The 26,769-nt window shown below is 43.2% G+C and carries 16 protein-coding genes; 8 read left to right on the top strand and 8 right to left on the bottom strand.

Annotated features, from left to right (window positions below; genetic code table 11):
• Positions 1-156: 156 nt before the first annotated feature.
• The 7 genes from QUA83_RS20110 to QUA83_RS20080 form a co-directional block, all read right to left on the bottom strand.
• Entirely contained in the window at positions 157-489 is a 333-nt protein-coding gene (locus tag QUA83_RS20110; protein WP_333295350.1) for a transposase, read from the bottom strand.
• A gap of 371 nt (positions 490-860) precedes the next feature.
• Positions 861-1,094 carry a hypothetical protein gene (locus QUA83_RS20105; RefSeq protein WP_333295348.1) on the bottom strand — a complete coding sequence of 78 codons (234 nt, stop codon included), beginning with the start codon at positions 1,092-1,094 and terminating at the stop codon, positions 861-863.
• A 540-nt stretch (positions 1,095-1,634) separates the two neighbouring features.
• Positions 1,635-2,150 carry a serine acetyltransferase gene (locus QUA83_RS20100; RefSeq protein WP_333295347.1) on the bottom strand — a complete coding sequence of 172 codons (516 nt, stop codon included), beginning with the start codon at positions 2,148-2,150 and terminating at the stop codon, positions 1,635-1,637.
• A gap of 68 nt (positions 2,151-2,218) precedes the next feature.
• Positions 2,219-2,875, bottom strand: coding sequence for an acyltransferase (locus QUA83_RS20095; protein ID WP_333295346.1), 657 nt, complete (start codon positions 2,873-2,875; stop codon positions 2,219-2,221).
• The gene (locus tag QUA83_RS20090; protein WP_333295345.1) at positions 2,868-3,449 is read right to left on the bottom strand and encodes a serine acetyltransferase; all 582 of its coding nucleotides are present in this window, start codon (positions 3,447-3,449) and stop codon (positions 2,868-2,870) included. The genes QUA83_RS20095 and QUA83_RS20090 overlap by 8 nt, the downstream gene beginning before the upstream one ends.
• Positions 3,450-3,644: 195 nt before the next feature.
• Positions 3,645-4,655, bottom strand: a complete 1,011-nt coding sequence (locus QUA83_RS20085; protein WP_333295344.1) for a glycosyltransferase family 2 protein — start codon at positions 4,653-4,655, stop codon at positions 3,645-3,647.
• 142 nt (positions 4,656-4,797) lie between these two features.
• Entirely contained in the window at positions 4,798-5,715 is a 918-nt protein-coding gene (locus QUA83_RS20080; RefSeq protein WP_333295343.1) for a histone deacetylase, read from the bottom strand.
• Positions 5,716-5,792: 77 nt separating this feature from the next.
• Between QUA83_RS20080 and QUA83_RS20075 the strand changes: the two genes are divergently transcribed.
• The 4 genes from QUA83_RS20075 (at position 5,793) to QUA83_RS20060 (ending at position 14,720) form a co-directional block, all read left to right on the top strand.
• The gene (locus QUA83_RS20075; RefSeq protein WP_333295342.1) at positions 5,793-6,302 is read left to right on the top strand and encodes a hypothetical protein; all 510 of its coding nucleotides are present in this window, start codon (positions 5,793-5,795) and stop codon (positions 6,300-6,302) included.
• 669 nt (positions 6,303-6,971) lie between these two features.
• Positions 6,972-11,672 carry a PAS domain S-box protein gene (locus QUA83_RS20070; RefSeq protein ID WP_333295340.1) on the top strand — a complete coding sequence of 1,567 codons (4,701 nt, stop codon included), beginning with the start codon at positions 6,972-6,974 and terminating at the stop codon, positions 11,670-11,672.
• A complete protein-coding gene (locus QUA83_RS20065; RefSeq protein WP_333295339.1) occupies positions 11,638-13,665 on the top strand; it encodes an adenylate/guanylate cyclase domain-containing protein in 2,028 nt (675 codons plus the stop codon). The genes QUA83_RS20070 and QUA83_RS20065 overlap by 35 nt, the downstream gene beginning before the upstream one ends.
• A gap of 164 nt (positions 13,666-13,829) precedes the next feature.
• Positions 13,830-14,720, top strand: a complete 891-nt coding sequence (locus QUA83_RS20060) for an alpha/beta fold hydrolase (RefSeq protein WP_333288951.1) — start codon at positions 13,830-13,832, stop codon at positions 14,718-14,720.
• 559 nt (positions 14,721-15,279) lie between these two features.
• Here the strand turns inward: QUA83_RS20060 and QUA83_RS20055 are convergent.
• Positions 15,280-16,161 (bottom strand): Cof-type HAD-IIB family hydrolase, encoded by an 882-nt coding sequence (locus QUA83_RS20055; protein WP_333295337.1) that lies wholly within the window; start codon positions 16,159-16,161, stop codon positions 15,280-15,282.
• A 366-nt stretch (positions 16,162-16,527) separates the two neighbouring features.
• On the opposite strand from QUA83_RS20055, the gene QUA83_RS20050 reads away from it, so the two are divergent.
• The 4 genes from QUA83_RS20050 to QUA83_RS20035 all read left to right on the top strand — a co-directional run bounded on the left by QUA83_RS20050 (position 16,528) and on the right by QUA83_RS20035 (position 26,762).
• Positions 16,528-22,056: an ATP-binding sensor histidine kinase gene (locus QUA83_RS20050; RefSeq protein ID WP_333295336.1), complete on the top strand. Its 5,529-nt coding sequence runs from the start codon at positions 16,528-16,530 to the stop codon at positions 22,054-22,056.
• Positions 22,057-22,104: 48 nt separating this feature from the next.
• Positions 22,105-23,517: an adenylate/guanylate cyclase domain-containing protein gene (locus tag QUA83_RS20045; RefSeq protein WP_333098372.1), complete on the top strand. Its 1,413-nt coding sequence runs from the start codon at positions 22,105-22,107 to the stop codon at positions 23,515-23,517.
• A 219-nt stretch (positions 23,518-23,736) separates the two neighbouring features.
• Positions 23,737-24,957 carry a heparan-alpha-glucosaminide N-acetyltransferase domain-containing protein gene (locus QUA83_RS20040; protein WP_333295334.1) on the top strand — a complete coding sequence of 407 codons (1,221 nt, stop codon included), beginning with the start codon at positions 23,737-23,739 and terminating at the stop codon, positions 24,955-24,957.
• A gap of 239 nt (positions 24,958-25,196) precedes the next feature.
• Entirely contained in the window at positions 25,197-26,762 is a 1,566-nt protein-coding gene (locus tag QUA83_RS20035) for an NERD domain-containing protein (RefSeq protein ID WP_333295332.1), read from the top strand.
• Positions 26,763-26,769: the final 7 nt, after the last annotated feature.

Here is a 26,769-nt window from a genome sequence, read left to right as displayed (position 1 = left end):
TCTGATTTTTCGCTCATCTGACTACATTATCATATTTCTCGGCGATCGCTCTCACTATTTTTTACCTGAATCCTTACAGAAAAGTTTTATGCAAAAACTCAAATATTATGATGCAGCTTATACCATTTTTTAAAGATGTGATAGAGATCAAGAATGTCAAATCCAAGACCATCCGGTGAGAAAACCAATGACACGAGCGGTGAAAGATGCCAAAATTTCCTGGACTTTTGTGCGGAGTTCGTCAAGATTACTAAACACTGACCCAGCTAAAAAATCTTTCAGATATTCCCACACTCTTTCTGTCGGATTTACGGACGGACAAGCCGGAGGATGAAATAGTAAAATAACATTGTCTGGTAATTCAGATGAGTCCAACTTATGAGCCGATGCGTTATCAATTTGAATGATGTGTAATTCATGAGAATATTGTCTTGACAAAAGTTGTAAATCGGCTTTAAAACAAACTGTGTCTAAATGCGAAAACTCCAAAAAAAAATTTCTTTTGCGCTCAATACTGTCCCATACAGCCAAAAATACTCAAATTTCTATTGATGCTTCCCGACGGTCTTTACACCTGAAAGCGTCAGGCGCCGACGAATTGTATGCAGTCCTAGCCGCGTTTCATCACTGCACCAAAAGATGACTTTTTTATATTTGTTTACTTGAGGTGAAGCTTTGTCTAGTATAGCTTTTATCTGTTGATGCAAGTTATTTTTAAATTCATTAATTGCCGTGCATTTCTGATAAATACTGCGAGATATGGGAATTTTTAATTTACTTTTTAATTCCCCTCTAATTAAAAAACATACAGCCGGGTAACTACTGGCTATTCCTTTAATCAACCAGAGCCAAAGATGAACTTATTTATAAATATGAAATCTGGGAGAATCTCTCAACTCTTGTTGCAAGGTCGCTGCTATTTCAACTGAGAACTTTTTTGGGCTACCAAAAACCTGGCGATTTTTTAACAAATTTTCTAGACCGCCCTTTTTATATTGAAAGAGCCAGCGATGAATAGTCGCCTCAATTTTACCTAAAATAGCAGATACTTCCCGCACAGTTCCTACTTGTTTAGACTGAAATAAATAAAGCATTTGGACTTTGTTATAAGCTAGAATTCTTTGCAAGTTGTTTGAGTATTTCTTGCAAACTTTCTACAGATTCGGTAATCTTTATATGAGGACGACCAGAGATTGTAATTCTCTCCTTTAAGCTGTTCTACATTTAAATTGTTTGTTAAAAAACAATTCCCCGTCTTGTGGGGAGTCGGGGTTGGGCGTCCCGCCCGCCCTGAATATACAAATTAAATGCGCGACAGCTTACTTTTAACACAAGTCTATCACATCTTTAAAAAAATGGTATTACGTGGGCAAAAGTTGCACGGAGGCGCGCTGAGTTGGTACTCGAAAGATTGAAGCCCGCTGGAAAGTGAGGGGGAAAACTTGAGGTTTTGGACGCTCCCGCGCCTAAAAGCCTGGGGTTTTTGTTGATTTGTAAATCCCAGATTTTAGCTGTTGGCAACCCATCGACTTTTTTTTAATTTTTACTTCTTGAACTCAAGTAATGAGTAGTTCTTGTAATTTAATAAAAGTCTAGCTAATTTGCTGTTTTTTCTGCGACTTCTATAATTTTTATCAGACTTTCGGGGTCTTTTTTTCTATGATTTTGGCGGGAATTCCGACTGCAGTTGCACCTGGTGGCACGTCACAAATCACCACAGCATTCGCACCAATCAAAGCATGATCGCCGATCGTTACGGAGCGAATAATTTTCGCTCCTGCACCGATATCGACGTGACCGCCGATTTTGACATCAGCCACAATTGTCACCTGTTGAAGAATCAGACAGTTAGGGCCAATGGAAGCACTGGGATGAATGACAATCCCATTAGGATGAGGCAGCAGCAGTCCTCCTTGTATTTGGCAGTTTAAAGGGATGTCGGTTGCAGTTACCACGCTCCAAAATCGATGCTGGATAACGTTCCAACGGCATAAAATATATCCTGCTATTCCACCCTGCTTCTGCCACTTTTGATAGTGGCGGATAGATTTGAGCAGTTGGCGACTGGGTTCCCACCACTTGCTAGATTTTTCGCGGCTCCAGTCTGCTTCTGTAGCAGAAATGATTGACTTGGTGATTGACTCAACCATTGTTTGTGCAGTGTTTTGATGATGTAGAAAATTGTGCCTATTTGTGCGATTTATCTTAAGAATAATCTCTAACTTGACAAGGGAGGTTGCTGGAATTGGGGCGCAGTTGGAGTGGATGTGTTGCCGTAGAAGTGCGACACTCGTAACTTTACGAGCTCTGGTTCAATTTCGGGGTCGAAGCTGCCCTCGCGGCTGTTAATCAAATCGGCCCAGGGTAGACTTTGAGTTTCGGCTTGCAATTTTTTCACTAAGTCTTCGACGCGGCCGATCGGTCTGGCGGGGACGCCGGCCACTATATCGCCCTCGGCGACATCTTTGGTGACGACGGCGCCGGCGGCGACGATCGCATTTGGGCCGATGGTGACGTTGCGAAGGACGATCGCATTAAAGCCGATAAATACGTTGTCGCGGATATCTATCTTGCCTACGGCCTCTAGTTTAACGTTGTAAGCCCGGTCAAGCATGGCGATCGAGCCATCGTGGCCTAGCAGGGTACAAGAGGAGAAGTGAACATTGTTGCCGATGCGGATGTAGGCGGGATCTCCAAAGACGGTATTTGGCCAGATGCTGCAATTTTCGCCGATCGCGTACAAGTTGCCGTGGCGGCGGAGAAATTCTGTGTATTCTTTGGAAGAAGGGTTACAGAATTGGACGTAAAGACCAGGGAACTTGCCGTAACGCATGGCAAGATGGCGGATAATTTTTTGCAATGTTGATCTAAGCATTTTCCTGGTTTTTGGTAGATTGAAGAATCTTGGCAGGAATACCTACTGCTGTTTTGCCTGCGGGAATGTCTGATAAAACTACAGCATTGGCACCGATATTTACGTCGTCTCCCAAGTTTACTTTTCCGAGGATTTTTGCACCAGCGCCGACGTTAACCCGATCGCCCAATTGAGGGGATTCTAGCGGTTTGTCCAAATAACGGTTTCCCAACGTTACACCTTGCCGGATAATGCAGTCGTCGCCAATTTTACAATATCCGTGAATAATAATAGCGTTTTGATGTTCAATCACCACGCGACGACCGAGCTTCACAGTGTAAGGCAAGTCTATCCCGTAACTATTGCGGACTTTTCGGTAGAGTGCTCGATAAATAATGCTCAAAGGAGCTCGCAGTAATTTCGGTTCTACCTGCATTCTCCAGACCCCAAAACGCTGCACTGCTACGGCGCGAAATCCCGGTTTTGTCCAATCTCGACCATGAGCAATCCAGTCTTCTTTAATTTGCTGCCACAGTCCCAGGCCGGGGTTTTCTACTTGATTTTCACTGGTGATTAAGTTTTGCTCAGTGACCATAAGATATAATTCACACTATTTCTGGTTTACTCTATTGCTAGATGCCGACGATATTAATCGGTCTATCAGGTTTTTGAGGAAAGAGCAATCCGGTTTTACCGATCGAGAATACTAATTTCTCTGCAGCAGCATAAAATATTTTGCTTGCCTAGGTTAACCTGGTTTAGTTGGCTTTGACCGATTTACCAACTCCCTTTAAAAGTTTTTGGATTTTTCAATCTTAGCCCCCTTAAAAAATACACTATTTAATACAAAATCCCTCAGCAATTGTGGTGGATCGCGATCGGGTTTGCCTTGAAGTACGCGGCGCACCCTCCAGGCTGCAAAACCCGAAGCCCAGGATACATCAGTTAATGCTGTGTAAACCAAGCCGTAGTTTTTGATAAAGTACCTACGCCGGGAATCAAACCAATAGGTAGGCAGCCGCTTTGCGGGCTTTTTGGTGTCAGTGACGCCTGAGCTTTGGCCGACTAAGTGGACAACGCGACTTTCGGGTACGTACCAGCAACTCCAGCCAGCTTTGTTCGCTTGCAGACAAAAGTCCATTTCTTCGCAGTACATGAAATAAGCTTCATCCATCAAGCCAATCTTTTCAAATACTTCGCGACGGACGATCATGCTGGCTCCAGCTACCCAATCAGTTTGACAGGTTTCTTGGGAAATGGGAGGCGCTGCGGCCCAGTTGGCTAATAATTTGGATATAAAGCCTGTCCGCCAACCAAAATCGAGTTCCGTCAAGATGTTGTGAAACCGAAAAGCTGACTCCTGGGGAGTGCCGTCGGGGTCTTCCAAGCGGCTGCCTGCGATGCCGGCTTCGGGATGAGTGTCCATGAAATCGACGAGGGCTTTTAAGGCACCGGGGCGAACTATGGTGTCTGGGTTGAGCAGCAGGAAGTAAGGGGGAGGATTGGGGGATTGGAGGGCGGGACGGATCAGGGCGTTGTTTCCGAAGGCAAATCCGCCGTTGCGGTCTAGGGGAACGAAGGATGCCCATTCATTCCAGCCTTCAGAGGCGATCGCACTACTAATTTCTTCGACTGAGCGATCGCCTGAAGCATTGTCGCCAACTACAACTCGCATACCGGGCAGCGATTGGACTTCGGTAACTAGAGAGCGCAAGCAGTCAATTGTCAAACTAGAGGTTCGGTAGTTAACAATGACAACCAGCAGTGGATAGGGGTGATTGGACTCGCTGGCCTTCGACATAAGTACCGTTGTTTGTTTAACAACTTTTTAGCTCAAGTTGTACCCATCTGGCAAGCTGGAGCGATCGCTAATAGTATTTTTATTTGTTTGGGTGAGGGAGACTGTTTTTTCGGCCATATTTCGGAAGTATCGTCGCTCTGGATCAAAGTCGATACTGCCTGTAAGCTTGACTGGCGGCTCGGTGCAGCAGCGAATGGCGGTAAACTAACCCCTTAGCGTCATCGGAATAGCCCCCGCCAATCACGCAGGCAACGGGATAGCCGCCAGCCAAACACGCCGTCAAAACTTGCATTTCCCGGCGAAATAAGCCCGTATCAGTTAAAGCTAATTTTCCCAGTTTGTCACCGTGATGAGGGTCTACTCCGGCATCGTACAAAACTAAATCTGGCTTGACATTTGAAAGCAAATCTGGTAAGAATTTATCCAATGTTTGTAAATATTCGTCGTCCTCCATACCCACAGGCAAAGGTACATCTAAATCGCCCTTTTGTTTAGTGCCGGGAAAATTGACTTCGCAGTGCATCGAGAAAGTAAAAACGCTACTGTCATCTTGGAATATTACGGCGGTTCCGTCTCCTTGGTGGACATCTAAATCGACAATTAAAACTTTGCGAACTAAACCATTTTTTTGTAAGACGCGAGAGGCGATCGCCAAATCATTAAAAATACAAAAACCTGACCCAAAAGCAGGGAAAGCGTGATGAGTTCCGCCCGCAGTATTGCAAGCCAAACCATAGTCTAAAGCGAGCTTTGCAGTTAGTACAGTTCCTGCAACTGCAGTGCAAGTGCGATTAGCAAGGGCCCGACTCCAAGGCAGACCAATTCGCCGAGTCGCTTTGTTATCGAGCGTCCCGTTGCAGTAAGCTTGAACATAGGAGTGGTCGTGGACTAATTCAATCCATTCTTGAGGGGGAAGTTCGGGAACGTGAAATTGCGATTTATCTGCTACCCCGTCCGCGAGCAGCATCTCGTAAAGCATCCGAAACTTTGCCATCGGGAAGCGGTGATCCGGTGGCAGGGGTGCAACGTAATCTTCGTGGTAAATAATTGGTAAGTCCATTAAAATTATTGTATAACGAATGAATCTCCAATTGAACGCCTGCAATCTCAAATTTAAATTCGCTGGAGAACTTGTATATGCAACAACTAAAAACAGTCTGGCAGTCCGGCAGCACCGACCCCGAAAATGCTGACAATCTCGATAATATTAGTCAGTGGTGGGCAAACCTGAACGGCAAAGAAATTAGCTGGGTACAGCGACTGATTCCGCAAATCGGCGGTCTGAGCGAAATTCACTGGCACCCCCAGCGTTTTGACGAAACATTTGTGATAGTCAATCCCGAAATTCGGGAGGAAACACTCTATTGGTACAAACCCGATTCTCCTGTCCAACGTAACAATACTGTTGGCAAATTAGAACTTGACAACTTGCAACAGCAATTGTACATCTATCCTCAGTTGGAAGCGGAACTGGTAATTCGCGTAGGAATTCCCGAAGTTAAATATCAAACACTTGAATTAAACAATCCCGAAATCGCCTTGGGCGAAGATAATCTGCTGCTGCTGTGGGAATCTGACCAAGAACTAGAAATTAAAATTTACTTGAGCAATGAAAATATTGCTAAACTTAAGGAATTGCTGGCTTAGAAAAAACAGAGAAAATAGTTTATATGGTAGGCTTTGGGTGCGGGGTGGATTGCTATATACTCTTAGTCACCTATAAATATCTTAAGACTGATGGGCGGGTGCGTCGAAACCGAGGTTTTTCACAGCCCTATTTTCTTGCAGCGACAAGAGTAAAAAAAACGGTTTCTTCCCCTCGCGGTACGTCCAGGTGTGTATCTCTGCTAAAACCCTTTGAATGTGGCAGTAGAATGTCCAGAAACTTGCGTTATCCTCCTAGGACTTTTAATGCCAAAGTCAAGCAAAAAAGTGTCCTGGGCGCCTCAACCGGGTTGTACGAAAATACTTTGTCGCAGCCCTTGAACAAAGTTAAAAAACCCGGTTGCTTTGGTATGGAGTGCCTAAGCGAGGATTGTTTTTTTGCACACTTAATTTGTACCGCAAATAAGGCGATTTGTTTTGACAATAAAATGTGGTTAAGTACGGTTAATTTGAATGGATAACTTAAGAGAAGCAAGCAATAATTAAAAAAAATAGAAGGTGCGTTAGTTGATGGCTAATATCTAAAGTTAATCCTCTATTTGCTGAGTTTGAATATGTTTAATAAATAATGACGATCGGACGTAATCGCTAAATTTATTAAATCATCAATCTGCTGCTAGCACTAAAAAAATCACAATAACCCGACAAAAAATGATATTTGACAAAGAAAGTATTCACATTTTAATTATTGATGATCAGCCCCACAACCTGCGGTTTATATCAAACATATTGACGAAAGAAGGGTATAAAGTTCAACGGGCGATTTCGGGAGAAATGGCGGTTAATGCGAATTTAACCGTTCTCCCGGATTTAATTTTGCTAGATATTGCCATGCCCAAAATGAACGGATACGAAGTCTGTGCGAGACTGAAATCCAACGAGAGAACGAGGGAAATTCCGGTTATTTTCTTGAGCGTTTTTGATGAAACTATTCACAAAGTCAAAGCTTTTGAAGTCGGCGGTGTTGACTACATTACTAAGCCTTTTCAAGTGGAAGAAGTTTTAGTGCGGATCGAAAGTCAATTGACTATACAACAGCTATCAAAACAATTAAAACAGCAAAATGCCCAACTGCAACAAGAGGTAGAAGTTCGCAAGCGAACAGAACAATCACTCCGGGAAAGCAAAGCGCGGTTGCAAAAATTGGCGGTCAATATACCGGGAGTTCTTTATCAATTTATCAAGAAGCCCGATGGAAGTTTTAAGTTTGAATATATTAGTTATGCTTGTCGGGAGATTTACGAATTAGAGATTGAGGAAATATTAGAAAATTCCGACTTGTGCTTCGATCAAAATCATCCAGATGACCACGAATATCTGGTAAAACAAATTGCTACTAGCGCCAAAACTTTAGAACCTTTTGCCTGTGAATGGCGGATTATTACACCGTCGGGTAAACTCAAATGGCTACAATCTAATTCTCGGCCAGAAATGCGCGATAATGGTGATATTGTGTGGTATGGCGTACTTTTTGATATCACCGAGCGCAAGCACGCAGAAATAGAAATGGCTGGAGCTAAAGCTGCTTTAGAACGGCAAGTTCAGCGAGAATTGCTGATTGCAAAAATAACTCAGGAAATTCGCTCAAGCTTGCAGCCAGAACAAATATTTCAAATAGCTGCCACTCAAATCGGTCTGGCATTCTGTGTCAATCGCTGTTTGATTCATACTTACGTTACTACTCCCCAAGTCGATATTCCTCTGGCGGCCGAGTATCTCGAACCGGAGTGTGAATCTATTCGGAACGTACCTGTTCCAATTTGGGGCAATCCTCACGTCATACAAATGATGATACAAGATCTGGCGATCGCCTCCAACAATGTTTATTCAGACCCTCTGTTGCAAGCTGTTCAACCGATTTGCCAGAAGGTTGGGTTAAAATCGATGCTGGCAATTCGCACTTCTTACCAAGGCAGGGCAAACGGCGCTATCTGTTTGCACCAGTGCGATCGTTACCGGGAATGGACTTCTGAGGAAATCGACTTATTAGAAGCTGTGGCGGCTCAAGTAGGGCTCGCTATCGCTCAAGCTAAACTGATCGAACGAGAAAAAAACCGAATTCAGCAGCTCGATCGGCAAAATAAAGTGCTGCAAGCAGAAATTCGCACCCGCGTCCGCGCTGAGCAAGCTCTGCAAGAATCGGAAACAGAATTGCGGGCGATTTTTGCCGCCATGACTGACACAGTTTTAGTGAGAAATGCAGAAGGGCGCTGCATCAAAATCGCCCCTACAGCATCAACAAATTTGGTGAAACCTCCAAGCGAAATGATTAACAAAACCGCCCATGAAGTCTTGCCAAAACCTATAGCAGATTTAGTATTAAATGCCATCCAACAAGCTCTAAAAACGAAGCAAACCATCAATGTTGAATATAGCTTTAAAGTCGGAGAGCGCGAAGTTTGCCTCGATGCTAAAGTTTCTCCGCTGACTCCAGATTCAGTGATTATCGTGGCGCGAGATATTAGTGTTCGCAAACAAACAGAATCTGCACTCAGAGAGAGCCAGCACTTCATTCAAGCGATCGCCGATTCCAATCCCAACCTATTGTACGTTTACGATGTAATTGAACAGCGGAATGTTTATACCAACCGACAAATTTCGACGATGCTCGGATACACGACCCAAGAAATACAAGATATGGGTACAGCAATGATGCCAATTCTGATGCACTCCGACGATTTGCCCAACTTCTTTGAAAGCATCCTCAAAGTAGATGAAGCCAAAGACGGTGAGGTCATTGAATGTCAATACCGAATGAAACACAAAAACGGTGAATGGCGGTGGATGCACAGTTGGGATACAGTATTTCTCAGAACAAGCGATGGTAAACCCAAACAAATTCTCGGCACTGCTAATGACATCACAGACCGCAAATTAGCCCAAGAAAAACTGCTAGCATCCCAACACAGAATCTCATTTTTATTGCAGCAAACGCCGATCGCAATTATCGAGTTAAACCTCAATTTAGAAATTATCACTTGGAATCCCGCAGCCGTGGCTATTTTTGGCTACAGTGAGCAAGAAGCGATTGGTCGAGTCGCCTCCGATTTGATCGTACCTGAAAGCTACCACCCGCAATTATCTGAGATTTTCAATCATGACTTGAATGCCAAATCCAGCAGCACTACCGAAAATCTGACTAAAGACGGCAGAATTATCATCTGCGAGTGGTACAATACTCAGCTAATTGACGATAACGGTACAGCAATCGGCATTGCTTTAATGGCTGTAGATATTACCGAACGCAAGCAAGCAGAAACCGAACTGCAAGAAAGTGCTTTACGACAAAGAGCGATCGCCCGCATCATTGAAAGAATGCGGCAAACTTTAGATATCCGAGAAATTTTTCACGCCACAACCCGAGAATTGCGCCAAACCATGAAGTGCGATCGAGTCGCTATTTACCGTTTCAATCCAGACTGGAGTGGCGAATTTGTAGCCGAATCCCTTGACCGCAAGTGGGTTTCTTTCATCCAATCACAGGAGATCGATTCTCACCTTACTGAAGGCGCTTTAAACAGCGACCGTTGCGTCGTCAAAGAATTAGATAGCCCCTCACAAGAAGTACGCGATACCTATTTGCAACAAACCCAAGGCGGAGCCTACAGCCGAGGTACAACTTACCTTTGTGTCCCAGATATTTACAAGCAAGGTTTCGATAATTGTTATATTGAATTGCTAGAAAGATTTCAAGCTAAATCCTACATTATTGTACCAATTTTTTCCGGCAAAAAGCTCTGGGGATTACTTGCATCCTATCAAAATTCTGCTCCGCGCCAGTGGAGTGAAGCTGAAATCAACGTTGCAGTTGATGTAGGTACTCAGCTAGGAGTAGCATTACAGCAAGCGGAATTGCTCGCCCGCACTCAAAGGCAGTCCATAGAACTGATGAAATCCAAAGAAAACGCGGAAGTGGCCAACCGCGCCAAAAGCCAATTTCTAGCTTCCATGAGCCACGAACTCCGCACACCTCTCAACGCCATTCTCGGTTTTTCCCAAGTCATGGCCCGCAACAGTTCTATCACGGCAGAACAAAAAGAATACATAGAAATTATTAACCGCAGTGGCGAACATTTGCTAGAACTCATCAATGATGTTTTGTCAATGTCCAAAATAGAAGCAGGTCAAATTACTATCAATCCCAGCCGCTTCAATCTCTACAACCTTCTCAACAGTCTCAAAGAAATGCTGCAACTAAAAGCCAACTCAAAAGGTTTGCACCTAATCTTTGAAAATGCCGATGATTTGCCGCAGTACATTCAAACAGATGAAGCTAAATTGCGGCAAGTTTTAATTAACCTGGTCGGCAATGCGATTAAGTTTACTCAGCAGGGAACCGTTACTTTGCGCGTCAGCAGCCAAGCTGAAAAAGACGCCACAGGAGAAAAAAAATACCAATTGTATTTTGAAATTGCCGACACGGGACCCGGCATTTCTCCCTCAGAAATTTCCACATTATTTAAGCCATTTTTACAAACCGAAACAGGTCGAAAATCCATGCAGGGAACTGGTCTGGGGTTGCCGATCAGCCAACAGTTTGTGCGAATTATGGGAGGTGATATTGCTGTTGAAAGTAAACTCGATCAAGGCACAACTTTCAGCTTTAATATCTGGGTTAACTTAGTAACAGAAAGTGATGAACAAGAAAAACCGCCGATTAAACAAGTTATTGCTTTAGAAGCCGGACAAGACACTTATCGGATATTAATAGTTGAAGATGTAGCGGAAAATCGCCAACTGCTGCTTAAGCTGCTATTACCCCTGGGATTTGAAGTCCTGGAAGCAACTAACGGTCAAGAAGCAATTGCTTTGCATTCAACTTGGAAGCCGCATTTGATATTAATGGATATGCTGATGCCAGTGATGGATGGGTATGAAGCGACAAGAGAGATTAAGAAAACTCTAGAAGGTAAAGAAACAATAATTATTGCCTTGACTGCGAGTGCTTTTGACGAGCAGCGGCAAATAATTTTGTCTGCTGGTTGTAACGATTTGATATGTAAACCTTTTCGGGAAGAGGTACTCTTTGAAAAGATAGCGCATCATCTCAACCTGCGTTATATTTATGAGAAAGAAAACTTATCTACTTCTTTTTCAACACCGACGCTGCTTAAAAGTTTGACCACCGAGGATTTGAGTGTAATGCCCACAGACTGGGTGGTCGAGTTGCACCGAGCAGCACTTTGTGTGGACGACAACCGCATCCTCGAACTGATCAAGGCAATTCCCGAAACTGAGGCAAATCTCGCTAACGCTTTAACAGATTTAGTTGATAATTTTCGGATAGATATCATTATCGATTTAACTCAATTATATTATGATGAACGACCATCCATTACCAGCGACTCCTAAAGACATTCTGATCGTTGACGATATGCCGGATAATTTGCGGCTTTTATCCACTATGCTGACATCTTACGGGTATCATGTCAGGAAGGCTATTAACGGACACTTGGCTTTGCAAGGGGCACAAATATCTCCTCCCGATCTAATTTTACTAGATATTAATATGCCGCAAATGAACGGGTATGAAGTTTGTGAGCAGTTAAAGTTAAGCGAAAAAACTCAAGATATTCCGGTAATTTTTATTAGTGCGCTAGATGACGTGCTGGAAAAAGTTAAAGCTTTTCAAGTAGGAGGAGTGGATTATATTACTAAACCGTTTCAAGTAGAAGAAGTCTTAGCCCGCGTCCAAAACCAACTTTCCCTTCGTTCGCTGCAATCCAAACTGCAACTGCAAGCTAGGGAACTGCACGATCGCAATTCTAGATTGCAGGAAGAAATCGCAGAACGGCAGCGGGCTGAAGAATCAATCCGGTTTTTGCTGGAAACTACGCGGGCGATCGGCGAAGCTGTAGACTTTCACTCAGCTTTAGAAGTAATTCTGCACCAAGTGGGCGAAACAATCGGATGGGATGTAGGAGAAGCTTGGATTCCCGATGCAGAAGGAATTGTGCTGCAATCTGCCAGGGGCTGGTATGCCAGCAACGCGAGGATGGATGCGTTCCGCAAGCAAAGCGAACAACTGACATTTGCCATGAATATAGGGCTGCCGGGACGAGTTTGGGCATCCAAGCAACCGGAATGGGTAGAAGATATTTCCAAGGGCTACCCGCATTTTCTCCGAAGTAAAATAGCACTAGAACTCGGATTCAAAGCTGGTTTTGGCGTGCCGATTTTGGTAGGCAATGAAGTATTGGCAGTGCTAGTTTTCTTTAAAATTTCGTCTGCTGGGAAAGACGCACGATTTATAGACGTTTTTAATGCGGTCGGGACTCAATTAGGTTCTTTGATTCAGCGCAAACAAGCAGAAGAATTGCTGCGTATTGCTCAAGAAAAATATCACAGCATTGTAGAAAATGCGATGGAAGGCATTTTTCAAAGCACGCCTTCAGGAGGCTATCTCAGCGCTAATCCAGCTTTGGCAAAATTGTACGGTTACGACTCGCCAGAAGAACTGATGTCGGAGATTAACAATATTGCTCAGCAACTGTACGTAGACCCGGAACGCCGCCTCGAATTTGTGGCTGCTATGGATGCTGAAAATGCCGTTTCGGGGTTTGAATCTATGGTATGTCGCAAAGACGGGCGCCGGATTTGGGTCTCAGAAAATGTTCGGGCTGTTCGAGATTCAAAAGGTGAGCTGCTCTACTATGAGGGTACTGTTTCTGACATTACAGAGCGCAAATTAGCGCAAGAAGCGCTAAAAGTTCAACAAGAACAAAGCGAGAAGTTGCTGTTAAACATTTTGCCCAAACCAATCGCAGAACGCTTGAAGGCAGAGCAAAGCACGATCGCCGACAGTTTTGCCCAAGTAAGTGTTTTATTTGCTGATATTGTTGGCTTTACTGAGTTGTCTGCTAGAATGTCTCCCACCGAGTTGGTAAAGCGCTTGAACGTGATTTTTTCGCACTTCGACCAGTTAGCTGAAAAGTACGGTGTGGAGAAAATTAAGACTATTGGCGATGCTTACATGGTAGTCGGGGGATTGCCTACGCCGAGACAGGATCACGCCGAGGCGATCGCCCAAATGGCCCTGGGAATGCAGGCAAAAATAGCAAAGTTGTGCGCCGAGACAGGGGAAAAACTGGCAATTCGCGTCGGCATCAATTCCGGGCCGGTGGTTGCGGGAGTAATTGGTGTGAGCAAGTTCACTTATGATTTGTGGGGAGATACGGTGAATGTAGCGGCGAGGATGGAAGCTACGGGTTTTGCCGGCAGAATTCAAGTTACTGATGTTACTTATGAGCTTTTGAAAGATAAGTATTTGTTTGAGAGGCGAGGTGTAATTCCGGTAAAAGGTAAGGGGAATATGATGACTTATTGGTTGCTACAAAAAAAGTAAAAAGGGGGCATCGGGCATCGGGCATGGGGCATCGGGCATTGGGCATGGGGCATTGGGCATTGGGCATTGGGAATAATGTTCTTGTGGGGCATTGCTTCTAGCCCGCTCCTAAAGAGATGGTGCTGCTATGATGAAAGTAGTTAACGAAACTTTACATAATAGCCGTGACTGCACAACAATTAGTATCTGCAACGAGTTTTGAAAAGCTAATTTGGACTTGGAAAGGTCACAAAATCCAATATACCGTCCAAGGAACTGGCCGCCCTCTGATCTTGATTCACGGATTTGGGGCTTCGATCGGACATTGGCGGCAAAATATCCCCCCACTAGCGGCCGGCGGCTATCGCGTATTTGCGCTGGACTTGCTGGGATTTGGTGCTTCCGCCAAGCCAGCCCTAGATTACACTCTGGAATTGTGGGAAGAATTGCTGACTGATTTCTGGGCGGATCTGGTACAGGAACCGGCGGTATTTGTCGGGAATTCGATCGGCGCTTTGCTGAGTTTGATGGTAGTCGCCAACCATCCAGAAATATCAGCAGGCGGTGTCTTAATCAACTGTGCTGGCGGGCTCAACCACCGGCCCGACGAACTGAATTTCCCGCTGCGAGTAGTGATGGGGACTTTTACTAAATTAGTTCGATCGCCCCTGATCGGCCCCTTTGTCTTCAACAACATCCGCCAAAAACACCGCATCCGCAACACCCTGCGCCAAGTCTACGGGAACCGCGAAGCCATCACTGACGAACTCGTAGAACTCCTCCACGCCCCCTCCTGCGAGCCCGGAGCTCAACAAGTGTTTGCCTCGATTCTCACAGCCCCTCCAGGCCCTCAACCGTCAGAATTGCTGCCCAAAGTCGATCGTCCGTTATTGGTACTTTGGGGCGCAGACGACCCCTGGACGCCCATCGCCGGCAGCCAGATTTATCAACAATTGGCCGCCAACGATAAACCAGTGAAATTTGTTTCAATTCCCAACACAGGCCACTGTCCCCACGACGAGCGGCCCAGTGAAGTCAACGCTCTGATTTTGGACTGGCTGCTGGAAGTGAAGTAAAATTTTTCCGATCGAGGCAACCCTTGGGCGATCGAGTCAAACCCTTGCATTGCAATAGTTTGGCCTCGCTCCACCGCACCGACACCCCCGCAGCAGCCGACTCAAAAAACAATTTTTGGAAAAAGTATTGACACAATTTACTGAGTCAGCTATATTGATGGACGTGTGAGGAGCGAACCAGAAGAAGCACCGAGACGAAACACGGCCAGTCGTCGGTGCTTTTTCTGTTGCAAGGCATTTTTAAGAGTTTTAAATTATCTCTAATTCACATCCAGAAGATCGGTAAGCCCGCCCCGCTTTCTTCCATTCTTCATTCGCGTTCTTAGCGTCTTCGCGGTTCGTTAAATAAATATTCTGATCTTGCAAAAAAAGTAATTGACTCCACTCGATCGGGAAAAATCCGAAAATGTGGATCTTTTTAGATCATCAAAATTTGATTGCATAGAAGTCAAAACTAGACAGTTATATAATAATAAATTGTCGCTGGGTCGGGGCGGGTCGCTCTAGATTTTATCCAGATGTTGGCAAACCCGCCCCTGCGGTATTGGTGCTACAAATATCAACGATCGCCCAAAACAAATTGTTCGATCGCAGCCGCCACCCCATCTTCCTCCACATCCGGCGCCACCCAATTAGCAGCAGCCTTCACGCCATCAGGAGCATTGCCCATCGCCACGCCCACACCCGCATAGGCAATCATTTCCACATCATTAAAATTGTCGCCGATCGCCATCACATTCGCCGCCTGCAAACCCAAAAGTTCCTCCGCTAAATACTGCACCGCATCTCCCTTATTCGCCACAGGATGCGTAGCCTCAAAAAAAGTAGCAACGGATCGAGTCAAATAAAGCTCCGCAGGCGTGTAGCGCAGTCGCATACTGCTGAGCAAGCCGTCGAGTACCCCCGGATTCTCGCACAATGCCAAAACTTTCGTCGGTTCCCCCGGAAGATCTCGCCGCAAATCTTTAATCACCATTGGTTCAATGCCCGATCTTTCGGCATAAATTCGGGTAGCTGCGGTAATTTCCGGCACGTAAAGTTGGTCGTCAATGTAGAAATGGATCGAAAGCAGGGGTCGCAAATGCGGTTCTTCAAAATAATCTAACAGTTGCAGAGCAGTTTGTTTCGACAGCGGCAAGTGCCGCAGCCGCTTTTGAGTCGCGTGATCTTGAATCCACGCGCCCTGGTAGCAAATCAGTGGCAATGTTGAGCCGATGTCGCGGTGAAAACGCAAAGCTGATCGGTACATCCTGCCCGTAGCGACGGCCACTTTCACTCCCCGCGACTCAGCCGCCAAAATTGCCTGCTTGACTGGTTCTCGGATGGTATTTGACAAACCTGCGATCGTGCCGTCTATATCCACTACCAGCAATTGAATGTCTGCGGTGCCAAAAGCGCGATCGGTCGCATTAGCTGGATTTGAGGCAGTTATATTCTGCATGATTTTTTTAGATTTTAGCTGTTGATTTGCACGCACCCGTTTATTTTGGCACTGGTGGGATAGCAAAGTGCAACTTCTGATTTTTTGAATACTAAAATATAGATAACTAAATAAGCGACAAAAAAAGTATTTAGGAGGACTCTTTAGGGATGGATTTAGCTAAGCTATATAATAGTAGCCAGTTTACTGCCGTAAAAACCGCACTCGACCGGTGATGTGTATTTTCACTTACTTAATAATACTTGTGGTCAAAAATAATGTAATTCTAAGCCCGCGAACCAAACCCTTATATCATCAATCATTCCCAATCTCAAATCGAAAATCTAAAATTGTGTAACCGCCTCTTTGAAATAACCCCCATATATCATGATTTCTATCCCTGGATACCGCATTGACGAAGAACTTTATACAAACTCTCACACAGTTATTTATCGAGGTATGCAGCTTGAGGAACAAAAACCCGTTATCCTCAAAACTCTCACGGCACCATACCCTAACCCAGCCCAAATATCCCAACTGCTGCACGAATCCGAAATTCTTAAAAATTTGAATTCCCCCGGAATAGTCAAGCTTTACAAAATAGAAACATACAATCACTTTCCGGTTTTAGTTTTAGAAGATTTTGGTGGTATTTCCCTAAAAGACTTTCTCAGCAACAAGCAGCTAGAGTTACCACAATTTCTTCATATTGGCATCAAATTAGCAGAAACTATTGGGCAACTCCACGAACACCACATCATCCATAAGGATATTAAACCCAGCAATATTATTGTCAATATCGAGACAGGAGATGTTAAGATTGCTGATTTTGCGATCGCCTCCCTGCTACCGGGCGAAAACCCCGCCCCCAGCCATCCCCATTTACTCGAAGGCACTCTCGCCTATATGTCTCCTGAACAAACGGGACGGATGAATCGGGCGATCGACTATCGCACCGATTTTTATTCTTTAGGCGTCACCTTTTATGAGATGCTTTGTGGCGAATTGCCTTTTCAGGCGATCGATCCTATGGAATTAGTACACTGCCATATTGCCAAAACGCCAGTTTCTCCTTGTGAAAACAGAAAGCAAAAAGTAGAAAGCAAAAGCATCGAAGGCAGAATCAATCAAGTAGGAAGCAAGGAGATTCCTCAAGTCGTTTCCGATATCGTCATAAAACTCTTAGCAAAAACAGCCGAAGACAGGTATCAAAGTGCTTTCGGACTTTTGTACGACTTGGAAAATTGTCTCGTTCAACTGCAAACTACAGGCGAAATTTCCCACATAACCCTCGGCGAGCAAGATCAGTCAAGTCACCTGCAAATTTCCCAAAAATTTTACGGGCGAGAAGCAGAAGTTAATATGCTTCTCAGTATCTTCCAGCAGATGAGGCGGGGCAATACAGAAATCGTGCTGATTTCGGGTTCAGCAGGTGTGGGCAAATCGTCGTTAGTATATGAATTTTACAAGCCGAGTCGGCGGGAAAACGGATATTTTATTGACAGCAAGTTTGAGCAATTTAAACGCGATATTCCCTACGCTTTTTTGCTCCAAGCTTTTCAAGATTTGTTGCGGCAAATTTTCACAGAAAATGCCGCAGAAATCCATGTATGGAAACAAAAAATTTTAAAAGCAATCGGCGGCAACTGCCAAGTAATTATTGAAGCTATTCCCGAAGTAGAACTGATTGTCGGGCCGCAGCCCCCCGTCCCAGATTTAGGAGCAAATGAATCTCAAAATCGCTTTAATTTAGTATTTCAAAACTTCATCCGCGTCTTTACTCAAAAAGAACATCCCCTAGTAATTTTCCTGGACGACTTGCAGTGGGTCGATTCAGCATCTCTCAAGTTAATAGAACTGCTAGCAACTGACCTGGGAACTCAATATTTATTAATAATTGGAGCTTATAGAGAGCAGGAAGTAGATGCAAATCATCCCCTAATGCTGACCGCCGAAGCAATTAAAAAAGCAGGCGGGACTGTGAGGGCGATCGCCCTTTCGCCTTTAGAGATAAGCAGCGTCAACCAATTCGTGGCCGATACTTTGAACTGCGCCCCCGAAAAATCCCTAAGTTTAGCAGAATTGCTTTGGCAAAAAACCGCTGGAAATCCATTCTTTTTAACTCAATTAATAAAATTTCTTTACTCAAAAAGTTTGATTCAATTTAAACTTTCACCCTCGAATAATGTAGTCGAGCTAGCTGAACCTAACCTGTCGGGCTTAGCGCCACCAATCTCAGAGCAAATTGTGAAAAAATGCCATGTCACAGGCGAGTGGCAGTGGGATATCGAACAAATACAAGAAATGGGAATAACTGACAATGTTGTAGAATTAATGATAGATAACATTCAGAAACTTTCAGAGAATACCCAGGAACTCCTTAAATTAGCCGCTTGTATCGGGAACAAATTTGATTTAAAAATTCTCTCAACACTCGCCGAAAAACCTCTGGCGTCCGCAGCAACAGACCTCGGTGAGGCACTTCAGTCCGGTCTGATTTTGCTCGTGAATAACGCCTACAAAATTCCGATCACACTAGCAGCAAGCACAGAAGTAACAGACACAATATCTAGAGATTTTACCGATGGATTTTCCCTACCAGTGTCTGATATTCCTAGCGCAACTTACAAATTTTTGCATGAGCGGGTGCAGCAAGCAGCTTATGCTTTAATATCCGATTATCAAAAACAAGAAATTCATCTAAAAATAGGCAATTTTTTACTGCAAAATGCACCACCAGAGCAATTAGAAGAGCATATTTTTGATACCGTAAACCAACTAAATTCAGCCAAAGAAATCATCAGCAGCCCATTAGAACAATTTCAATTATGCCAATTAAATTTAATTGCCGGTCGCAAAGCAAAAGCAAGTGCAGCTTACGAACTTGCCCTCAAATATTTAACCGCAGGTATTGAACTGCTGCCCCCCGAAAGTTGGCAAACTGACTACGACTTAACTCTGGCACTCTACGAGTCAGCAGCAGAAGCTGCTTACCTAAATACAGACTTTGAACCAATGGAAAAATGGGCGAGAATTGTCCTGCAACACGCAAAAAATGAACTAGACAAAATCAAAGTCTTTGAAATCAGAATCATAGCTTGTGCGATGCAAACGAAACTCCAAGAATCGGTAAAAATTGGTCGAGAAGCACTAAAAATGTTAGGAATCAACTTTCCCGAATCGCCGATTCCCCTCCACATTCAGCAAGCAATGGCTAAAACGGCAGCTTATTTAACAGAAAAAAATATAGAAGATTTAATTGACTTGCCGATTATGACAAATCCGCACAAGTTAGCAACTATGCGCGTGCTTTCCAGTATGTTTTCAGCTACATTTATAGTTGAACCTGTGCTGCTGCCACTGATTGTGTGCGAGCAAGTTAATTTATCTATTAATTACGGAAACTCTACTTTTTCAGCCTTCGGTTATGCTAATTACGGAGCAATTTTAAAAGGAATAGTTAGAGATATTGAATCTGGCGATCGCTTCGGTCAATTAGCTTTAAATTTGAGCGAGAGATTAAATGCGTTAGAATTCAAAAGCAAAACGCTTAATTTAGTAGCATTCATTTTGATGAACGGCAAGCATCACGTTAAAGACTCTTTGCCGCTATTAGAAGACGCCTATCAAAGCGCGCTAGAAAATGGGGATTTAGAAAGTGTCGGATATTCAGCCGTAAATATTTGTCAGTCTTTGTATTTCATCGGTCAAGAATTGTCCCAACTGGAACGGAGAATGGTAAGTTACAACCATTTGCTGTTTCAACTCAAGCAAGAAACTGTATTGACTTGGAATCAAATATATCGGCAAACTATTTTGCAATTGATGGGGAAATTGGAAAGTCCACACTTTGTATTAGGTGAAGCATACAGCGAAGAAAAATTGTTGTCGCTGCTGTTGAAAGCTAACGATCGGGTGGGACTACAGCACTTTTATTTGCAAAAATTAATACTAGCATATTTATTTGGAGATACCGCTACAGCACTAGAAAGTTCAGCGCAAGCCGAAGTATATTTAGACGGAGTTGCAGGATTTATTAATGTTTCTGAATACCAGTTTTACGATTCTCTAGCCCGCCTAGCTGCCTATCCATCTGCAACAGAGGAGGAACAAGAAGAGCATATTTTTTACGCTGTCAGTAACCGGAAAAAACTGCAACAAAAAGCGCTTTATGCGCCCATGAATCTTCAGCACAAATGCGACTTACTTACGGCAGAAAAAGCTCGTGTTTTGGGAAATGTTGTGAGAGCAATGGAATATTACGATCGCGCAATTGAAGGAGCTCAAGAAAACGGGTACATACAAGTACAAGCACTAGCAGCAGAATTGGCAGGAGCATTTTATCTATCCATAGGACGAGAAAAAAATTCTAAAACTTACTTGACAGAAGCGCGTTATTGCTATCAGCGCTGGGGAGCAACAGCTAAAGCAGCGCATTTAGAATCCAAATACTCGCACTTGCTAACTTCAGGCTCGGTTTCAACTAATATTGAAACTCACAAATCTACCAGCAGCGCTTCCACTACGAACGACAGTGCAGGCGTGCTAGACTTGACCACAGCAGTTAAAGCCTCGCAAACCTTAGCCGGCGAAATAGTTCTAGACAAACTGCTGGCAAAAATGATGAAAATTGTTATTGAAAATGCTGGGGGGCAAAGAGGCTTCTTAATACTAGAAAGAGAGGGTAAATGGGTGATTGAAGCATCAGGATCTGTAGATGTCGATCGCGTTGCTGTCATGCAATCAATTCCGATAGATTTTGTACCCGACGATCGAGAAGTAACTTTGCTGGCAGTTGCAGTTGTCAATTACGTCGCCCGCACCCAGGAAAGTATAGTTTTAAACGATGCCAGCCGCGAAGGACAATTTACTCGCACACCCTATATAATGGCAGTTCAACCTAAATCAATTCTTTGCACTCCGTTAATTAATCAAGGCCAACTCACTGGCATTCTATATTTAGAAAACAATCTGACTACAGGCGCTTTTACACAAGACAGGTTAGAAATATTAAAACTGCTGTCTTCTCAAATTTCTATCTCCATCGAAAATGCCCAACTTTACGCCAACTTGCACCAATTTAATCAGAATCTCGAAAATTTAGTACAGCAGCGTACCTCCGAACTTTCCCAAACTTTAGAAGACTTAAAATCGGCTCAAAATAAACTGGTAGAATCGGAAAAAATGGCTGCCCTAGGAGGGTTGGTTGCAGGTGTTGCCCACGAAATCAATACTCCCATCGGCATCGGCATCACCGCCGCCTCCCTGCTTGCTGAAAAAGCCACAAAGTTTTTTGAGGTTTACAGTAACGGCCAAATAAAACGTTCCGAGTTAGAAAAGTTTCTGGATACCGCCGTGCAAAGCAGTAATATGATCTTATCTAACCTCACGCGGGCAGCCGACTTGATTCACAGTTTTAAAGAAGTAGCTGTGGATCAGTCAAGCGAGTTAAAACGCACGTTTAATGTTAAAAACTATCTAGAGGAAATTTTGACATCCTTAAGTGCCAAACTCAAAAGAACTAAGCACAAAATAGAGATTAAGTGTGATGAAAATATTGTAGTGGACAGTTATCCCGGCGTAGTGTGTCAAATTGTGACAAATCTGGTGTTGAATTCGCTAATTCACGCCTACGATGTAGAAGACGAAGGAGTTCTGGCTTTTGATTTCAAACTAGAGGGCGATCGGCTAATATTTGAATATGCCGATAACGGCAAAGGAATTGACCCAGAAAATCTTAGTAAAATTTTTGAACCATTTTTTACCACCAAAAGAGGTCAGGGAGGCACGGGATTGGGACTGCACATTATTTATAACCTTGTTACTCAAAAGCTAAAAGGCACAATTAGCTGCACAAGTCAAGTAAATAAAGGCACAAGATTTATGATTGAATTTCCCGCTAAAATGAGCAATTAGTTATTAGACCGCCAACATGGATATAAGTTTTATATAGGAGAACGATAAATGTCAGAAGCTAGTAAAAACCTGTTGGCAGCAGGCGATGACGAATTAATCGGGGCGGGGGACGATGAATTAATATTTGCCGAGGAAGACGAGGCGGAACAAAAACCGCTAGAAGAAAGTTGGAAAATATTAATTGTAGATGATGAAATAGAAATTCATAATATTACTAAACTAGCCTTAAATGATTTTAAATTTGAAGGTAAGACTATAACATTTATCAGCGCTTACTCAGGAAAAGAAGCTAAAGAAATTATCCAAAATAACTACGACATAGCATTGATTTTACTCGATGTAGTTATGGAAACAGAAGAAGCAGGCTTGGAAGTAGTTAAATACATCCGCGATATTTTAAATAATCAAATTGTGCGAATTATTTTACGCACTGGACAGCCCGGACAAGTACCAGAAGATGTAGTAATTGTCAGCTACGATATCAATGATTACAAAACCAAAACAGAACTTACTAACAAAAAATTATTTACCACAGTAGTCACTGCACTGAGAGCATTTAGATCGCTCAATCAAATCGAATCCAGCAAAAGCGAACTAGAAAAAATTGCTGCTGCATCTGCCCGTTTTGTTCCCCGTGAATTTTTGAAATTTCTCAAAAGAGAAAGCATTGTTGATGCCAGACTAGGAGACTCTGTACAAGCAGAAATGACGATTATGTTTGCCGATATTCGCTCATTTACCAGTCTGTCCGAAAGTATGTCTCCCCGAGAAAACTTTGAATTTCTTAACTCTTACTTAAGCCGAGTTGGCCCAGTGATCCGCGAGTATAACGGTTTTATAGATAAATATATTGGTGACGGAATTATGGCTTTGTTTCCTAACAGGGCTGAAGATGCTGTGCAAGCAGCTATTGAGATGCAGCAGCAAGTCAAAATTTATAACAGACACAGGCAAAACAGTGGCTATCAACCTATTTCGATAGGGATTGGTTTGCATACGGGGACTTTAATGTTAGGTACGATTGGCGAAGCGGAACGAATGGAAAGTACGGTGATTTCTGATGCTGTTAATTTAGCTTCCCGTGTGGAAGGATTGACAAAGCTTTATGGAGTTGCTATTGTAGCTAGCGTCCAAACCCTTTGCCGGATAGACGATCCTCAACATTACAAGTGCCGATTTCTCGATCGCGTTCAAGTCAAAGGAAAACAAACACCTGTTGCGGTATTTGAAATTTACGATGGCGACTCGCCGACAATGATCGAACTAAAAGCACAAACTCAAACTTATTTTGAACAGGGAATTTTTTTTCACTACCAGCAGCAATTCGCGCAAGCAAGGCAAATGTTTCTGCGCGTTTTGCAAATCAACAAGTATGATAAGGCAGCATCTTTTTATGCAGAAAGGTGCGATATGTTGATGAAGAATGCAGTCATTATGACTCTGGAAGGGATAGAGATATAGGGAATAGGGCATGGGGCATGGGGCATTGGGCATGGGGCATTGGGCATGGGGCATTGGGCATGGGGCATGGGGCATTGGGCATTGGGAGTTGGGAGTTGGGCATTGGGCGTTGGGCCGAAAAGAATTAGGAAATGGGCATCACCTAAGATAGTGAACAGTGAACAGTGAACAGTGAACAGTGAACAGTGAACAGTGAACAGTGAACAAATAACTTAATTTATGCGCTTCAAATCCCTTGATGTTTTTCGCGGAATTGCGATCGCCTCGATGATTCTAGTCAACCACCCCGGTAGTTGGGCACAGGTGTATCCACCGCTAGAGCACGCAGAATGGCACGGCTGCACCCCGACAGATTTAGTATTTCCGTTTTTCTTGTTCATCGTTGGCTGCGCGATGTCTTTCTCGCTGTCTAAATATCTTCAAAATTATCCAAAAACCGGAATAGAAATTTCAAAAATTACACAAACAAAGGAAAAATCAGAATCTGCCAAAAACCCTCTTTTTTCTTCCTTCTTGCTTCTTCCTTCTTCAAATATTTACGGGCGAATTGCGCGCCGCGCCGCGATTCTATTTATATTAGGATTGCTGCTAAATACATCTTCGATCGCCCTTGACGTACTTCTCAACAGCGCCCCAGTGGAAAACTTCAGTAAAATCCGCATCATGGGAGTATTGCAGCGCATCGGCTTAGCTTATTTCATCAGTGCGATCGCCATTCTCAAGCTTTCCCCCCGCAATCAAAAACTGCTCGCTGTTGCCGTTATTTTGGGCTATTGGGGCGCACTAACCGTATTTGCTGTAGGGGGGTACACTGCCGGCGAACTCACGCCAGAAGGAAATTTAGGGGGATATGTCGATCGGCTAATTCTCGGTAGCCAACACCTCTACAAAGGCGGCCCCTTCGATCCCGAAGGATTATTGAGTACCTTACCCGCAACCGTTACAGTCCTGATCGGCTACTTTACAGGAGAGTGGCTGCGAGTACAGCAAATCAAAACCCGCACCAGTATCAACTTAGCAATCTGCGGCCTCAGTTGCGTGGTAATCGGCCATTTGTGGGGATTTTTATTTCCAATCAACAAACAACTTTGGACGAGTTCCTATGTAGTTTTTACCGCAGGTTGGGCGTTGCTAATGCTAGCCGCTTGCTACGAAACAATTGAAGTGCGCGATTGGAAATGGGAGAGGCCGTTTGAAATCATGGGAGTGAATGCAATTTTCCTGTTTGTTGCTTCCGGTATCGTCGCCCGAATCCTGTTGAAAACTCATATCGGTACTGGAGAAAATGCTCCAACAACTTACAGTTGGATTTATGAAAACTGGTTTGTGCCGTGGGCGGGGCCGCTGAATGGTTCCCTAGCGTTTGCCGTGACTGCGGTATTATTTTGGTGGTTAATTTTGTATGGAATGTATCGCCGAGGTTGGGCGATTAAAATTTGAGTAGTTTAGTATGTAGTGGATATAACTCTTTTCTGGCTAGCGCCTGATCTACTTGAATCGGAGTGTGCGAGGTACTAGATGCTTGAAAGGGAGACTTCCTCTGACAAGTAGTAGCTAATGGGGCTTGACATACAAAAGCCTTTTGCGGTAATATACACCATAAAAATTATTCTCCAAATAGTATATAAAAACTTACCAATAAAGTAGTAGTCATCTAAAAAGAGAAGAGGTGAATAGTTATGGCAAGAATGATTCCTCAAAAATTATCATCAACAACTAAGAGCTACGCAGAAAAGACTCTATTCCAGATTTTTGAAAAAAATTTGAGTGATGACTACGTTGTTTTTCATGGAGCATGGTGGCAGCACATCAAATATATCGTTCAAGATAGGGAAGCTGACTTCATCATTATTCATCCCGATCGAGGAATTATTATACTAGAAGCCAAAGGAGGGCAGATCGCCTACGATCATCTGAATATGGCATGGTATCAGAACCAATACAAGATGAAGATATCTCCTTTTCAACAAGCTAGAGAAATTAAGTATAAGTTTTTGGATTTTCTCAGTAAACACGACGAATTTAAAAATAAATATTTTTGTATTGGACAATGTGTGGCTTTTCCTGATATGGATGACGTGGCAAATAATCTACCCTCGGAAGCACCTCAAGAAATCTTACTTTTACGTCCTCAGTTAGGAAATATTAGTGGCTGGATATCTTCTGTTTTCGATTATTATAGAGCGGCAGGAAATTTTCCAAAACTTGGACAGCAGCGGACAGATTCAATCATTAACCTCATATCTCCAAGTACAGTGTTCAAAAAATATATTGTTAATGATATTGGTGAAAACAACCAAGAAATTCTGCAATTAACCGAACAGCAATTCGATATCTTGAATAATTTGTGCTTCCATTCTCAGTGCATTGTTTTGGGCTGTGCTGGTTCAGGGAAGACTCAGTTAGCTATAGAAAAAGCAAGAAGGTTATGCCAACATAAGGTTAGAACGCTCGTAATATGTAAATCTAATAATCTTTCTCTTTATCTCGCTGCTGCTTTACAAGATGAAATTACAGAGGGTTACTGTGTAGTTTATAGTTATGAAGAAATACAACCCCAAAAATCTCAGTTAACATTTGAGTATACAGCAATCATCGTTGACGAAGGACAAGACTTTGAGCAAAAGGAAATTAACGATTTGAAACAGTTGATTCCTGATGAGGGAATATTCTACATTTTTCAAGATAGTAATCAAAAAATTTCCAAAAATGCAAATAGATGCGCCCTTCAAGTAAACCCGACTGTCTTAAATAAAAACTGTCGAAATACTCACAAAATCTTCAAACATGCCGAAAAATTTGTATCCTGTATTTATGAAAGAAAGAGTTCATTAATTGAAGGAAGAGAAGTAATACATCAGATATATGAAAAGACAGATGATATCTTTAGTCTATTAGAAAAAGATATTACCGATCTAGTGAATAAGGAGAATGTTTCTCCGGCTCAGATAGTTATATTAACTGATATGTATCCATCATCAAAGTCCCTACTTTCACAATATTCGCATATCGCTCGTTTTTATCTTAAGCCATATTCATTTTCCGATAAAGATCAAAATACTATTCATTGGTCGAATATAGGGATGTATAAAGGACTAGAAAGTGATGTTATAATGTTATTTTTTGAAAAAGAAAAGAATTTGATATTAAGTAATTGGGATATCGCAGATAGGTATGTGGGATCTACAAGAGCAAAAAGCTTGCTTGTTATTTATGAACCTCCCGATCGAGATATTGATTTTTAAGATGGGA

The organism is Microcoleus sp. K1-B1, from assembly GCF_036704705.1.
Lineage (GTDB): Bacteria > Cyanobacteriota > Cyanobacteriia > Cyanobacteriales > Microcoleaceae > Microcoleus.
Note: the sequence above shows the minus strand (reverse complement) of the source record. Positions and strands in the feature narration are given on the sequence as shown.

Coding starts and splice junctions, on each gene's coding strand:
- QUA83_RS20045 (WP_333098372.1), top strand. CDS start 22,105: ATGTCAGAAGCTAGTAAAAACCTGTTGGCAGCAGGCGATGACGAATTA.
- QUA83_RS20095 (WP_333295346.1), bottom strand. CDS start 2,875: ATGCTTAGATCAACATTGCAAAAAATTATCCGCCATCTTGCCATGCGT.
- QUA83_RS20085 (WP_333295344.1), bottom strand. CDS start 4,655: ATGTCGAAGGCCAGCGAGTCCAATCACCCCTATCCACTGCTGGTTGTC.
- QUA83_RS20090 (WP_333295345.1), bottom strand. CDS start 3,449: ATGGTCACTGAGCAAAACTTAATCACCAGTGAAAATCAAGTAGAAAAC.
- QUA83_RS20035 (WP_333295332.1), top strand. CDS start 25,197: ATGGCAAGAATGATTCCTCAAAAATTATCATCAACAACTAAGAGCTAC.
- QUA83_RS20075 (WP_333295342.1), top strand. CDS start 5,793: ATGCAACAACTAAAAACAGTCTGGCAGTCCGGCAGCACCGACCCCGAA.
- QUA83_RS20105 (WP_333295348.1), bottom strand. CDS start 1,094: ATGCTTTATTTATTTCAGTCTAAACAAGTAGGAACTGTGCGGGAAGTA.
- QUA83_RS20050 (WP_333295336.1), top strand. CDS start 16,528: ATGATTTCTATCCCTGGATACCGCATTGACGAAGAACTTTATACAAAC.
- QUA83_RS20070 (WP_333295340.1), top strand. CDS start 6,972: ATGATATTTGACAAAGAAAGTATTCACATTTTAATTATTGATGATCAG.
- QUA83_RS20040 (WP_333295334.1), top strand. CDS start 23,737: ATGCGCTTCAAATCCCTTGATGTTTTTCGCGGAATTGCGATCGCCTCG.
- QUA83_RS20080 (WP_333295343.1), bottom strand. CDS start 5,715: ATGGACTTACCAATTATTTACCACGAAGATTACGTTGCACCCCTGCCA.
- QUA83_RS20055 (WP_333295337.1), bottom strand. CDS start 16,161: ATGCAGAATATAACTGCCTCAAATCCAGCTAATGCGACCGATCGCGCT.
- QUA83_RS20065 (WP_333295339.1), top strand. CDS start 11,638: ATGATGAACGACCATCCATTACCAGCGACTCCTAAAGACATTCTGATC.
- QUA83_RS20100 (WP_333295347.1), bottom strand. CDS start 2,150: ATGGTTGAGTCAATCACCAAGTCAATCATTTCTGCTACAGAAGCAGAC.